The organism is Rhizobium sp. LjRoot254, from assembly GCF_964254105.1.
Lineage (GTDB): Bacteria > Pseudomonadota > Alphaproteobacteria > Rhizobiales > Rhizobiaceae > Rhizobium_E.
The window spans coordinates 382,437-395,321 of sequence record NZ_CAXUSM020000001.1 but is presented as its reverse complement, the minus strand read 5'-3'; the positions used below and the strand labels follow the sequence as shown (position 1 = coordinate 395,321).

At 61.9% G+C, this 12,885-nt stretch carries 11 protein-coding genes; 4 read left to right on the top strand and 7 right to left on the bottom strand.

All coding sequences use genetic code 11. The features are described 5' to 3' along the window. Positions 1-5: 5 nt before the first annotated feature. From ACSQ26_RS01990 to ACSQ26_RS01960, 7 genes are all read right to left on the bottom strand, one after another. The gene (locus ACSQ26_RS01990; protein ID WP_436005770.1) at positions 6-1,013 is read right to left on the bottom strand and encodes a dihydroxyacetone kinase subunit DhaK; all 1,008 of its coding nucleotides are present in this window, start codon (positions 1,011-1,013) and stop codon (positions 6-8) included. A 107-nt stretch (positions 1,014-1,120) separates the two neighbouring features. Next, positions 1,121-1,576 (bottom strand): D-erythrulose-4-phosphate isomerase, encoded by a 456-nt coding sequence (gene derI / locus ACSQ26_RS01985; RefSeq protein ID WP_258158184.1) that lies wholly within the window; start codon positions 1,574-1,576, stop codon positions 1,121-1,123. Between the two features lie 26 nt (positions 1,577-1,602). Continuing rightward, complete coding sequence (locus ACSQ26_RS01980; RefSeq protein WP_436005768.1) at positions 1,603-2,373, bottom strand: triose-phosphate isomerase; 771 nt, start codon at positions 2,371-2,373, stop codon at positions 1,603-1,605. Positions 2,374-2,411: 38 nt separating this feature from the next. Beyond that, positions 2,412-3,353 (bottom strand): sugar-binding transcriptional regulator, encoded by a 942-nt coding sequence (locus ACSQ26_RS01975; protein WP_436005766.1) that lies wholly within the window; start codon positions 3,351-3,353, stop codon positions 2,412-2,414. A gap of 80 nt (positions 3,354-3,433) precedes the next feature. Continuing rightward, positions 3,434-4,366 carry a sugar phosphate isomerase/epimerase family protein gene (locus ACSQ26_RS01970; protein ID WP_436005764.1) on the bottom strand — a complete coding sequence of 311 codons (933 nt, stop codon included), beginning with the start codon at positions 4,364-4,366 and terminating at the stop codon, positions 3,434-3,436. 12 nt (positions 4,367-4,378) lie between these two features. Further along, positions 4,379-5,890: a glycerol-3-phosphate dehydrogenase gene (locus ACSQ26_RS01965; RefSeq protein ID WP_436005762.1), complete on the bottom strand. Its 1,512-nt coding sequence runs from the start codon at positions 5,888-5,890 to the stop codon at positions 4,379-4,381. A 1-nt stretch (position 5,891) separates the two neighbouring features. Continuing rightward, on the bottom strand, positions 5,892-7,514 hold the full coding sequence (locus tag ACSQ26_RS01960; protein WP_436005760.1) for an FGGY-family carbohydrate kinase: 1,623 nt from the start codon (positions 7,512-7,514) through the stop codon (positions 5,892-5,894). A gap of 981 nt (positions 7,515-8,495) precedes the next feature. Here ACSQ26_RS01960 and ACSQ26_RS01955 point away from each other — a divergent pair. The 4 genes from ACSQ26_RS01955 (at position 8,496) to ACSQ26_RS01940 (ending at position 12,783) form a co-directional block, all read left to right on the top strand. Next, the gene (locus ACSQ26_RS01955; RefSeq protein ID WP_436005758.1) at positions 8,496-9,152 is read left to right on the top strand and encodes a DUF2291 family protein; all 657 of its coding nucleotides are present in this window, start codon (positions 8,496-8,498) and stop codon (positions 9,150-9,152) included. After that, positions 9,149-10,681 carry a sugar ABC transporter ATP-binding protein gene (locus ACSQ26_RS01950; RefSeq protein WP_436005756.1) on the top strand — a complete coding sequence of 511 codons (1,533 nt, stop codon included), beginning with the start codon at positions 9,149-9,151 and terminating at the stop codon, positions 10,679-10,681. Before ACSQ26_RS01955 ends, ACSQ26_RS01950 begins: the two co-directional genes overlap by 4 nt. Before the next feature lie 21 nt (positions 10,682-10,702). After that, positions 10,703-11,749: an ABC transporter permease gene (locus ACSQ26_RS01945; RefSeq protein WP_436005754.1), complete on the top strand. Its 1,047-nt coding sequence runs from the start codon at positions 10,703-10,705 to the stop codon at positions 11,747-11,749. 86 nt (positions 11,750-11,835) lie between these two features. Further along, a complete protein-coding gene (locus tag ACSQ26_RS01940; protein WP_436005752.1) occupies positions 11,836-12,783 on the top strand; it encodes a D-ribose ABC transporter substrate-binding protein in 948 nt (315 codons plus the stop codon). The last annotated feature ends 102 nt before the right edge of the window (positions 12,784-12,885 follow it).

The following is a 12,885-nucleotide window of genomic DNA, read 5'->3' as shown; positions in this document are numbered from 1 at the left end:
GTGCCTCAGCCGGAGCGGAACATGGCGCAGTCGCAGGGATGATCGATCAGCGCTTGAAGCTCGTCGTCAAGATGCATCAGCGTCACCGAAGCGCCCGCCATTTCGAGTGACGTGCAATAATTGCCGACAAGCGATGTGTGGATGACCAGCCCTGCCTGATCCAGCCGCGTCTTGACGTGCCGCATCATGATGTAGAGTTCCATCAGCGGCGTCGATCCCAGCCCGTTGACCAGCACCGCCACGCGATCGCCAGCCTTGCCACCCATCTCATCGAGAATGCGATCCATCAATTGGTCGGTGATCGCATCGGCCGTCTGCAATTCCCCGCGCGCGACGCCGGGCTCGCCATGGATGCCCATGCCGATTTCCATCTCGTTCTCGCCGATCTCGAAATTCGGCTTGCGGGTCTGCGGCAGCGAACAGGGTGAAAGCGCGACACCCATCGTATAGGTGCGATCATTGGCGTGGCGGGCGACGCGCACGCATTCGTCGAGGCTCATCATCCGGTCGCAGGCCGCACCCGCAGCCTTGAAGATGAAGACATTGCCGGCGACGCCCCGGCGTTTCTGCCGCTGATCGCGCGGTGCCGATGCCACATCATCAGTCGTCAGCACCGTGCGGGCCCCGATGTCGTCCATCTCGAGCAATTCTGCCGCCATGTCGAAATTCATCACGTCGCCGGCATAGTTGCCGTACATGAAGAGCACGCCGGCGCCGCCACTGACGGCCTTGGCGCATTCCACGATCGGATCGGGTGGCGGCGAGGCAAAGACATTGCCCACGGCTGCCGCATCCGCCAACCCCTTGCCGACATAACCGAGAAACGTCGGCTCATGGCCCGAACCACCGCCGATCACCAGACCGACCTTTCCCGGCCGTGGACCGTTCACCGCCACGATCGATCGCGGCGAACCATCGACCGCCCTGAGATGTCCGGGATGCGCGGCGAGAATACCTTCCAGCATCTCATCGACGGCATTGGCTCCGTCATTGATGATCTTCTTGGTCGTCACGAACGCCCTCCCACGACATATCGATTTGGCAGGGAAACTAGCAATAATTCCCTCGGCATGTCACCTGAATTGCGGACATTCCAAGGGAACGGACTCTAGTCATCCCATCAGCGCGCGTTGTACTTCGCGTCGACGTCGTTGATCGCATTGACATTGCCGGCCGAGCGGCCGTTTTCGTCGAAGGTCTGGGCCAGGAAGGCGTCGGCCACGGCCTTTGCCAGTTCCGGGCCGATCACCCGCGAGCCCATAGTGATGATCTGGGCGTTGTTGGAAAGCGCCGCGCGCTCCGCCGAATAGGTGTCGTGGGTCAAGGCTGCGCGGATACCCGGCACCTTGTTAGCGGCGATCGACACACCGATGCCGGTGCCGCAGACGAGGATCGCCTTGTCATAGGTGCCATCGAGCACGCCCGAGGCCACGCGATCCGAGAGATTGGCGTAGAAGGCATCGGGACCTGCATCGGTCCGCGACACTTCGGAAACTTCAAAGCGATCCTTGAGATGATCGGCGAGGATCTTGGCGAGGCCTTCGCCCGCGCTGTCTCCGGCAATAGCAAGTTTCATGGTCGTACTCCTAAGGTCTGTATAGGTTAGATTTTGGCCGCGCACTTTGCCAGGATGTCGAGATAGAACTCGACACTCCAGGCCGAGCGGCCGATGAACAGCCCGTCGATATGCGGGCAGGATATCAGTTCTTCGCAATTGCCTGGATTGACCGACCCGCCATAGAGGCAGGGGACCCGTCGCCCGAGCACGTCCTCCGCCACCGCTATGATTTCGGCCTGGCGGGCATCGGCATAGTCCGACGTGGCGGGGATGCCATTCACGCCGATCGCCCAGACCGGCTCATAAGCGAGAAGGATTTCCGCCGATTTCTGTGCGCCCGACAGCTTGCCGAGCGCACCGCGTACCTGACGTTCCAGCACTTCCCTCGCCCGGCCATCCTCGCGTTCGGCAAGTGTTTCGCCAATGCAGATCAGCGGGATCAGCCCATGGCGCACGGCAGCCTCGGTCTTCAATCCGACGGTCTCATCGGTCTCGCCAAAATGCTCGCGGCGTTCGGAATGACCGAGTTCGACGATGTCGAGATTGCAGTCCTTCAGCATCACCGGCGAGACCTCGCCGGTCCAGGCGCCCTCATCGGCCCAATGCATGTTCTGCGCACCAACCTTCACGGATGTCTCCGCCAGCATTGCCTTGACCTCGCGCACGGCGGTGAAAGGCGGAATGACGAAGCGCTGGATGCGCGGATCACGCGCCTTGTCCGCCGCGACCAGACCTGTCGCAAAGACCTGCGCCTCGGCAAGCGTCTTGTTCATCTTCCAACTGGTTCCAACCCAGAACCGGGGCGCTTCAGTCATGTCGTCTCCAAACCATTCTTATCCGCAATTTGCATCCGTCAGCCCTCGCGCAGGATTGCATGCGCCGTACGGTCGTCGGTGATCAAGCCGGTCAGATGGCGGCTCGCCAGCACGGCCTTGATCGCCGCGACCTTGTCCGGACCGCCAGCTACGGCGACGATGTTGTCCTTCTCCCTGCCGTGGAACGACACCGCCAATGTCCGGGCGGTCAGCGTCGTCTCCAGAAGCCGGCCATGATCATCGAAGAAATGACCCAGCAGTTCGCCGACGCCGCCGCCTGCGGAGATCGCCTTGATCTCCTTCGGCTCGATCATGCCGGACGAGACGAGCTGCGCATCGGCCTCCACCGTGCCGATGCCGACCACCTTGAGATCGGCATTGTTGGCCATTTCGAACACTTCCTTCACGCCGCGTTGCGCGAGCAGCACCTGCCGGTCCTCCGCCGTATTGGCGAAAAACGGCACCGGCATCACATGCGCCTGCGCGCCGGTCTTCTCGGCGATGCGATGCATGACGTCATGCGGGTTGGCTGTGTAGTTGCGGGTCAATCCGCCCAGCAGCGAGACGAAACGAAGGCCATTCGACACGATGCGCGGCAATTGCTGCACGGCAGCGGCAAGCGTACGCCCGTGCCCAAGGCCGATCACGGAGTGCTCACCGCGCTCGATCTCACGCCTGAGATAACGCGCACCGGCATAGCCAAGCGCCCGCAGCGGCAGACCCTCCTCACCGAGATCGGGCGCCACCTCGCAATGTTCCAGCCCGAAACGGCTGGCGAGTTCGGCTTCGAGCTTGACGCATTCGACGATGTCGCCCTCGATCGTCACCTTCACCACGCCATCCGCAACAGCGCGCGAGATCAGCCGATGCGCCTTGACCGAGGGCAGGCCGAGCCGCTTGGCAACCGCCGACTGCGTCAGGCCGCCGACATAATGGAGCCAAGCCGCCCTGATGGCGAGAGAATCGTCTTCGTTGTGCATTCAGACACTCATCACATCAGTGTACCAGCTAGATCAAGCCGCTTTATCTCGTTATCGTCACGACGTTGCAATCGCCAACGTCAAATATTCAGGTCTCGCGCGCCAGTATCGATATGTGGCGCCCAGAAGGCGACGCTTTCGGCGATTTGGGCAACGACCTGGCGATCGTTGGGCTCGCGCTCCTTGAAAGAAAGTTCGAGGCATATCTCGTTGTTATCGGCGCCACCCTCGGCGAAGGCCTTTAGCAGCGGTTCGGGCTGGATGCGGCCCCGGGCGTTGAATTCGGCAGTGAACGGGCGATGCCCGCCCTTGTCCATCAGGCTCTGCTTGATGTGGATAATGGGCGAAACATCGGGCACCGCGCGCGCCCAGGCATAGGGATCGAAATCATCAGGATTAGCGGAGGTTACGTCGCCGTGGTCGATATCGGCCATCATCCACATCGGGATTGCCATGTGAGTGGAGGCCAGGCGATCTTGCAGCCGCATGCACTCGGAAATCGTCTCGCCGAATTCGCGGCCCACGCTCATCGGTTCCCAGAAAAGGTATAAGAGGCCCGCCGCCTTCGCATGTTCCGCAACCTCCGCCCAACAGTCGATAGCGATCTGCATCAGCGCCTCGCGCCGCTTGACGTCGTCATAATCCTTGTAGGTGAAGATCGCAAACTGCGTGCCGACCGAGGTGCCGCCGAGATCGGCCGTGATGTCGGCAAAGGTCTTGAACCAGTCGACATAGTAGCGCCGCACCTCCGCATCCGGATGGCCGAAATGGTTTAGGCGTCCATAGGGACCAGTCATGCCCGACGTCACCCGCACCCCTGTCCGGCCGAGCGCCGCCGCCATGTCGCGCGTCAGCCGCCGGATGACATTGGCCGGCCAGCTCGGATTGATGAATTCGTGGGTCAGTTGAAGGTCGCGGATCTTGATATCCCGCGCAACGGTCTCGATCAGGTCGGCCGGTTCGGCGAAGCGGTTCACCAGCGGGTTGGTGTTGAGCGACAGGGTCAGCGGCATCGGTTCGTTTCCTCAGGCCGCCTGGGCCAGTTCATTGTTGAACCACGCCTCGAACGCCGACTTCTGTTCGGCGCTCAGGTGCAGCCCCTGCTTCGTCCTGCGCCGCAGGACATCCTCTGATGTCTGCGCCCATTCATTCGCCACGAGATAGCGCACCTCGGCCTCATAAAGCTCGGCGCCGAAATGGCGGCCTAGCCCTGCAAGCGAACTTGCACCGGCAACGAGCCGCACGGTCCGCGCGCCATAGAGCCGGCCGTAGTGATGGACCAATGCGCGCGGCATCCAGGGATAATCGCGCCGGAGCTTTTCGGTGAACTGCACATAGTCGGCATTCTCGATCTCGCCTCCCGGAAGCGTGGCGCCTCGCGTCCAGTCGCCGCCCATGCCGGGAAAGAACTTCGCGATCCGCTGGATCGCATGCTCGGAGAGCTTGCGGAAGGTCGTGATCTTGCCGCCGAACACGTTGAGCAGCGGCGCGCCGCCGGTCTCGTCGAGATCGAAGACATAGTCGCGCGTCACCGCCGACGGATTGCCCTTGCCATCGTCGAACAGCGGACGCACGCCGGAAAAGCTTTCGAGCACATCGCTGCGCCGCAGCTTTTCCTTGAAGTAGCGATTGACGGCCGCGATCAGATATTCGATCTCGCTCTCGTCCGCCTTCACCTCTTCGGGCCGGCCTTCATAGGGAATATCGGTGGTGCCGATCAGCGCCTTGTCGCCTTCGTAAGGGTTGATGAAGATCACCCGCTTGTCGTGGTTCTGCACGAGATAGGCCTGCTGGCCCTCCCAGAACTTTGGCACGATGATGTGACTGCCCTTCACCAAACGCACATTGCGGCGGCTGTTGGAACCCGCCACCCGGCCGACGATATCATTGACCCACGGCCCACCGGCATTGACCACCACCTTGGCACGCACCGAGCGGATTTCGCCAGTCCGCTCGTCGCGTATCTGCACGGTCCAGCCGCCGTCCTCACGCCGCGCGCTTGTGCAGGCCGTCCGCGTCAGCACGGTGGCGCCCTTTTCCCTGGCGTCGAGCGCATTGAGCAGCACAAGCCGCGCGTCATCGACCCAGCAATCGGAATATTCGAAACCCTTGGCATATTTGTCCAGGATCGGCGCGCCTTCGGGATCGCGGCGCAGGTCGAGCGTACGGGTGCCGGGCAGCCGCTTGCGGCCGCCGAGATGGTCGTAGAGAAACAGGCCGAGCCGCACCAGCCAGGCCGGGCGATCCTCAGGGCTGTGCGGCAGCACAAACCGCATCGGCCAGATGATGTGGCTTGCCGAGTTGAGCAGCACTTCGCGCTCGATCAGCGCCTCGCGCACCAGCCGGAATTCGTAATATTCGAGATAGCGAAGGCCGCCGTGAACGAGCTTGCCGGAACGCGACGACGTGCCCTCGGCGAGATCGCCCTTCTCGCAAAGGATCACCGAAAGCCCGCGGCCCGCAGCATCGCGCGCAATGCCCGCGCCGTTGATACCGCCGCCGATCACAAGGAGATCGATCATCTCGGTTTCACTCATCTCATACTCCCCGGAGCGCTGACATCGCGCCGCTTGTCACGTCGCCGTCCGGCTGTTTTGTAATCGTTGCGGAATTCTGCCGGGCGAGATCATCCCACACCGGCGCAAGCGCCTTGCGGGCCTTCACATAGGCCGGGAACATCGCGTCATAGCGGCGGGCCAGTTCCGCATCCGGCGCCTCGGCCTCGCCGAGCAGCGGCGTTACCCAGTCCTTGATGCAGTCATCCATCGACTTGTAGGCGCCGATCGCCACCGCCGCCATCATCGCGGCACCACTGGCGCCCGCCTCCTCGCGGCTGGAAACGCGGATCGGCGCATTGACCGATGCACCAAGCACGGCACGTAACGACCTCGAACGAGCCGCCCCGCCGGTCAGGCGAAGCTCGGCCGGCAGCGGACCCATGGCCGCGTAGCAATCGCGCGTCGCCATGCCGAGCCCTTCGACGACGGCACGCACCATGTCGGCGAAACCATGCCGGCCTGAAAGCCCGATGAAACCAGCGCGCGCATCGGCATTGACGAAGGGACCGCGCTCGCCCGCTTCCGATATATAGGGATGGTAAAGCAGCGCGCCGGGCCGGCTCTTCGCCAGCCAGCCATCGATGCGCGCGACGAGATCGGCATGGCCGACCTCTTGACCGAGCTCGGACATCAGGTCGCCGGCAATCTTCAGTATCCAGTCGATATTGAGCGTCGCGCTCATATTGGTCTGGACCTGGGTCACCATGTCAGGGACAGGCAGCGCGATCACGTAGCCCGTACTCTCCTTGTTGAGATGCACGTCCCCGGCACGTTTGGCCACCATATGCACGCCGGTCGAGCCGACGGTCGAACAGGCCGCATTGCCCGAACCGGTCCAGACGCCGGCGCCGAGCGCGGTCATCACCATGTCTACATAGCCGAGACAGACCGGCGTGCCAGCGAGAAGCCCGGTGGCGTCGGCAGCGGCTGGCGAGAGCGGATGCGTGACCTCCGTACCTTCGACGATTGTCGGCAACAAATGACGGCGATGGCTGAGGCCCAGCGCCTCGATTACCGTATCGTCGTACTGACGCGTTCTGAAATTGCCGAAGGTGAAGCTTGCCTCCGAGGGATCGGTCGCCCGCACCCCAGTGAGGTTGAGATAGAGCCAGTCCTTGCAATGTAGCGCCACCTCGGCGCTGTCGAGCAATGCCGGGTTCGTGCCATCCATATGCGCCATCTGCGCGCCTTGCTGGCAGGTGTTGAGGCCGGTGCCGGTCGCCTCGAACCGCGGCCGGTCGCTCGATTGCGCGCTGAGGCGCCGCACTGTGGGTGCCGCGCGCGCATCGAGCCACAGCCAGGCATCGCCTACCGGCTTATCGTCTTTACCAACCAGCCAGGTGCCGTCGCCCTGTCCGGTAACTGCGATAGCAGCGGTGCGAGCGGCCAGCCCTTCAACCCGTGAACCCAGCTTCTGCAAAGCGAAAACGCAATCCAGCCAGGTCTGGTCGAGCGATTGAGAGGCCGAGCCGTCGTCGCCCGTCACGTAATTGTTGCGAGCAGAGGCACAGGCGATCTGCCGGCCGGAAAGATCAAAGGCCACGGCCTTGATCACTGATGTGCCGGCATCGATACCAATGATAATATGACCGCGGTCAACCATGACGGCACGGTCCCGATGCTGGGCAAACAGCGATGCCTGTTTCCAATCTCATCCTCTCCTCCCAGTCTCTTCTCGCCCGTGTTCCTCAGACGCATCAAGGGTAAGCAATGCGCTATCGCCGCGCGTATGTCCAACCGCAAGCCGCGCCATATCCAGATGGAACGGCGCTCAAGATATCATCATGGGATATCCTAACCTAGTTTATCTCACAAAGATATCACCTCTGCCGAAAGATTTTTCTGCAAAAGAATTTTTTTTCACCAAAAATTGGTACTCTGAATGGGCGAGAGAACATGTGGAGGCACCTTTGATCGTTGCGACAGTCGAAGGCTCACCCGAAAGCCAGCAGCGGTCTCCCACCGGAGTGATTTGAAGTTGTCATCACCTCAATAACGCGCTCATTGCCAAACAAAAACTCGAATAAGTTCTCATGATTTCAATATAATGTGGAAGCGCGTCGGATCTTCACGCCGTTCGACAAAAACCCATCAAACTCCTTGACGCCAACGACGATCTTGCACCCGAACGGTATGTCAAATCGACCATCTACGGCTTATAAACGCGCCAGTTTTTGGTCCGGGCCAGATCGCTCCAGCCAAAACCGACCGATTGACAGGCCAGAGCTTTTATATCATGCTTCGGGAAATTGATAACATAGTGCTATCACAAAGCGGATACCTCTTTGTGAGACAACAAGTGCGCAGAGCTAGCGGGAGGAAACGGCCGGCTCAAGCGAACACGGACGATGGAGGAGACCATGATCAAGCTTTTTATGGCACACGCTGGCGCGCAATCGCGGCTGCCGGCGCCATCGCGTTCATGGCAACACCTCGAGCCCTCCATCACCTGCTCTCAGATCGCCAGCCTCCCAAGCGGTGACATTGCACTGGCCCGTTCCTGAGGGAGCGGGCCGGTGTCCCCTGATGCTTGTTTTCGAAACCAAATGCCTCGCTGCAACGATCACGTCCAAGGCCGCCCAACATGAGCACAGTGACCGAACCGAAACCGCAAGCGCCCGCCATGTTCACCCGGCGGACGATGATCATTGGCGCCATCGCCGTGGTGCTGGTTGCCGCCATCGCGCTTGACACCAAGGTGGTCCAGATCGGCTCCGAGCATGACGTCCGCAAGGCGGCGTTCTCGCCCGAGACATATGGCGTCGCGGAATATCCGAAGGCGAAGGCCAGCATCGAGGAACGGGCTGTGCCCGCCGCCGAACTCGCCACCGCAATCACCGCCAGCAAGGCCGAAGCGGGCAAGAAATACGGCATCGCCACCAGCACCGGCCCGGTCATCCCCGTCACCTTCAAGGGCGTCGTCGGCGAGAAAAAGGCCAATACTCACACGATCGCCGTGGAGGGCCTTCCCGAGGGGCTGCTGGTGCGGGTGCAGACCGGCCCCGCGATCAACGGCACCGATCTTCGCGACGCGACGGGCACCATCGAGTTCGGCCAGTTCAAGAACCAGATCGAGTATCAGGATGCGGGATCGGCGCTCAACAACGAAGTGAAGAAGCAGGTTCTGGCGCCCGTCGACGTGGCGACCCTGACCGGCAAGACCGTAACCGTCGTCGGCGTGTTCAAGCTCATCAATCCCAAGAGCTGGCTGGTGACGCCGGTAAGGCTGGAAGTCCAATGACGGCGGCGCCATCCAGCGGGGAAGTCGTGCTGGCCGCGCGCAACATCGCCAAATTATACGGCAGCATCCATGCCCTCAAGGGCGTCAATTTCGACATTCATCGCGGGCAGGTGACGACGCTGTTCGGCGAGAACGGCGCCGGTAAATCGACGCTGATGAAGATCCTGTCGGGCGTGGTGCAGCCGACATCGGGCGAAATCCTCCTCGATGGCGAACCGGTGAGTTTCTCCTCGTCCTCCCATGCCCGAGATCGCGGCATCTCGATCATCCACCAGGAACTCAGCCTCGCGCCCAATCTCAGTGTACGTGACAATATCTTCATGGGACGCGAGATCATGACCGCGACCGGGGTCAACTTCGCCGAGGAGGAGCGCCAGACCCGCGCGCTGATGCAGGAACTCGAAGAGGATATCGACCCGCTCACGCCGGTCGAGGAGCTTCGCCTCGGCCAGCAGCAGATCGTCGAGATTGCCCGCGCGCTGTCGGTCAATTCCCGCATCCTGATCATGGATGAGCCGACATCGGCGCTGAGCGCGTCGGAAGTCGAGGTGCTGTTCAAGGTGATCCGCGACCTGACGAGCCGCGGCGTCTCGATCGTCTATATCTCGCACCATCTGGAAGAAGCGCTGCAGATCACCAATCACGCCGTCGTGCTGCGCGACGGCGCGATGACAGCCTATGCCGAGCGTAGGGATATCGATCTCGAATGGATCGTCCGCAACATGGTGGGTGACAATTTCGACCTCGGCTCGCCGCCGACGGACCACAAGATCGGCGAGACCGTGCTTGCGATCGAAAACCTCAGCATCGCCGATCCCGCCGGTGCCGGATATTCCCTGGTCGACCGCATGTCGATCAATCTCAAGGCCGGCGAGATCGTCTGCATCTACGGGCTGATGGGCGCCGGCCGGACCGAACTGCTCGAATGCGTCGCGGGCCGCCTCGCCTCGTCGGGCGGTCGGGTCCTGCTGTACGGAGACGACGTCTCGAACCTCAGCATCGCCGATCGCATCGCCCTAGGCCTGGTTCTTGTGCCCGAAGATCGCCAGCGCGACGGCCTGGTGCAGACCATGACCGTCGGCAACAACCTGTCACTTGCCAGCATCGGCGCCTTCACCAAGGGCCTGTTCACCTCGCGAAGCGCGGAGCAATCGATCGTCACGGATTCCATCCGCAAGGTTCACATCAAGACTGATGGCGGAGCTGCCACGATCGGCTCGCTCTCCGGCGGCAACCAGCAAAAGGTCGTGATCGGCAAGATGCTGGCAACCGATCCGAAGGTCATCCTGCTCGACGAACCGAGCCGCGGCATCGATGTCGGCGCCAAGGCCGAGGTCTTTAGGCTTCTTGCCGAGCGCGCCAAGCAGGGCCTTGGGGTGATCTACTCGACCTCCGAGGTCGGCGAATGCCTGAGCATCGCGCACCGGATCATCGTCATGCGGCGCGGCAAGATTTCCGCGGAATTCGGTTCGGATGTCACCAAGGAAAAGATCATGGCCGCCTCGGGCGAAGCAGTGGTCGCCCACTAAAGGTTCTATGGAGCACTTGTTATGTCGGTCACGAACACGTCGGCGAAAGCAGCGGCAGCGGGGGCAAAGCGCAACCTCAATATCGTGCATCTCTTGCTGGAGGGCCGTGCCTTCTTCGCGCTGATCGCGATCATCATCGTGTTCTCGTTCCTGTCGCCCTACTATCTCAGCATCGACAACTTCCTGATCATGGCCTCGCATGTGGCGATCTACGGCCTGCTCGCCATCGGCATGCTGCTCGTCATCCTCAATGGCGGTATCGACCTGTCGGTCGGCTCGACGCTTGGGCTTTGCGGCGTGGTCGCCGGCTTCCTGATGAAGGGCGTCACGCTCGATTATTTCGGCGTCGTGCTTTATCCGCCGGTCTGGGCGGTGGTGGTGATCACCTGCGCGCTCGGCGCCCTGGTCGGCGCGGTCAACGGCGTGCTCATCGCTTACTTAAGGGTTCCGGCCTTCGTGGCAACCTTGGGCGTGCTCTATGTGGCGCGCGGCGTGGCGCTGCTGATGACCAACGGCCTGACCTACAACAATCTCGAAGGCCGGCCCGAACTCGGCAATACCGGCTTCGACTGGCTCGGCTTCAACCGCCTGTTCGGCGTGCCGATCGGCGTGCTGGTTCTCGGCGTGCTCGCCATCGCCTGCGGCCTGATGCTCAGCCGCTCGGCATTCGGCCGCTGGCTCTATGCCTCTGGCGGCAACGAGCGCGCGGCGGAGCTCTCGGGCGTCCCCGTCAAGCGCGTCAAGATCACCGTCTATGTCCTCTCCGGCATCTCAGCCGCAATCGCTGGCCTCGTCCTGTCCTCCCAGTTGACGTCGGCCGGTCCGACGGCCGGCACCACCTATGAACTGACGGCCATTGCGGCCGTGGTCATCGGTGGTGCCGCGCTGACGGGCGGACGCGGCACGATCGGCGGCACCATGCTCGGCGCCTTCGTCATCGGCTTCCTGTCGGATGGCCTCGTTATAATCGGCGTGTCTTCCTACTGGCAGACCGTCTTCACCGGCGCGGTCATCGTGCTCGCCGTCCTCCTCAACTCCATTCAGTACGGCCGCCCCAGGAAAGCGTGAGCGGCCGGCGTTCGAACTTCTCCGCCAACGCGGAAAGCACCGCCGGGCGTCCGGCACCACCAAACTCATCAAGGGAGAGCAGAGAAATGTTTAAGAGAGGTTTGCGTGTTCTGATGGCCGCCGCGGCTGCCACGACACTGTTCGCCAGCGCTGCCTGGGCCGATGGCCTGATCACCATCATCGTCACCGATCCGGCGAACCCCTACTGGTTCACCGAAGGCGAAGTCGCCAAGGCGACGGCCGAGAAGCTCGGCTATACCGCGACCGTCGGCGCCCACAAGGGCGACACGAATACCGAAAGCAACATGATCGATACCGCGATCACCAACAAATCGGTGGCGATCATCCTCGACCCGGCCAATGCCGATGGCTCGATCGGCGCCGTCAAGAAGGCCGTCGCAGCCAACATCCCGGTCTTCCTCGTCAATGCCGAGATCAATCAGGAAGGCCTCGCCAAGGCGCAGCTCGTCTCCAACAACGCCCAGGGTGCAGCCCTCGGCGCAACCCAGTGGGTCGAAAGCGTCGGCGACAAGGGCAAGTATGCGGAACTGTTTGGCAACCCCGCCGACAATAACGCCGCAACGCGTTCGAACGGCTATGAAACGGTGCTCACGCAGTATCCGGATCTCGTGAAGGCCGCCAAGGAAGTCGCCGATTGGGACCGTACCAAGGGCCACGACAAGATGCAGTCCATGCTGCAGGCCAATCCCGATATCATCGGCGTGATCTCCGGCAATGACGAAATGGCGCTCGGCGCGATCGCAGCTCTCAAGGAAGCCGGCAAGCTCGAAGGCATCAAGGTCGGCGGGTTCGATGGTTCCCCGGATGCGGTGGAAGCGATCAAGGCTGGCGAAATGCAGTACACGGTTCTGCAGCCGGTGGCCGTGTTCTCGGCTGAAGCCGTCCGCCAGGCGGATAACTTCATCAAGACGGGCAAGACAGGTGCCGACAGTGAGAAGCAGCTCTTCGATTGCTTGCTGATCACCAAGGACAATATCGACAAGTACACGGCTCCGTTCGTTCTTTCGGAGTAAGCCAGACGTGAAGGCGCCGGCAACGGCGCCTTCGCCACTTTCCACAGTCTCATTTCCGGAAACGCTCTTGTCCTGTATCGGCCTTTTGCTACAGAGGCTTAG

Excerpts from the sequence above, each read along its gene's own strand:
- ACSQ26_RS01975 (WP_436005766.1), bottom strand. The coding sequence starts at position 3,353 with ATGCACAACGAAGACGATTCTCTCGCCATCAGGGCGGCTTGGCTCCAT.
- ACSQ26_RS01960 (WP_436005760.1), bottom strand. The coding sequence starts at position 7,514 with ATGGTTGACCGCGGTCATATTATCATTGGTATCGATGCCGGCACATCA.
- ACSQ26_RS01965 (WP_436005762.1), bottom strand. The coding sequence starts at position 5,890 with ATGAGTGAAACCGAGATGATCGATCTCCTTGTGATCGGCGGCGGTATC.
- ACSQ26_RS01945 (WP_436005754.1), top strand. The coding sequence starts at position 10,703 with ATGTCGGTCACGAACACGTCGGCGAAAGCAGCGGCAGCGGGGGCAAAG.
- ACSQ26_RS01980 (WP_436005768.1), bottom strand. The coding sequence starts at position 2,373 with ATGACTGAAGCGCCCCGGTTCTGGGTTGGAACCAGTTGGAAGATGAAC.
- derI (WP_258158184.1), bottom strand. The coding sequence starts at position 1,576 with ATGAAACTTGCTATTGCCGGAGACAGCGCGGGCGAAGGCCTCGCCAAG.
- ACSQ26_RS01940 (WP_436005752.1), top strand. The coding sequence starts at position 11,836 with ATGTTTAAGAGAGGTTTGCGTGTTCTGATGGCCGCCGCGGCTGCCACG.
- ACSQ26_RS01970 (WP_436005764.1), bottom strand. The coding sequence starts at position 4,366 with ATGCCGCTGACCCTGTCGCTCAACACCAACCCGCTGGTGAACCGCTTC.
- ACSQ26_RS01955 (WP_436005758.1), top strand. The coding sequence starts at position 8,496 with ATGAGCACAGTGACCGAACCGAAACCGCAAGCGCCCGCCATGTTCACC.
- ACSQ26_RS01950 (WP_436005756.1), top strand. The coding sequence starts at position 9,149 with ATGACGGCGGCGCCATCCAGCGGGGAAGTCGTGCTGGCCGCGCGCAAC.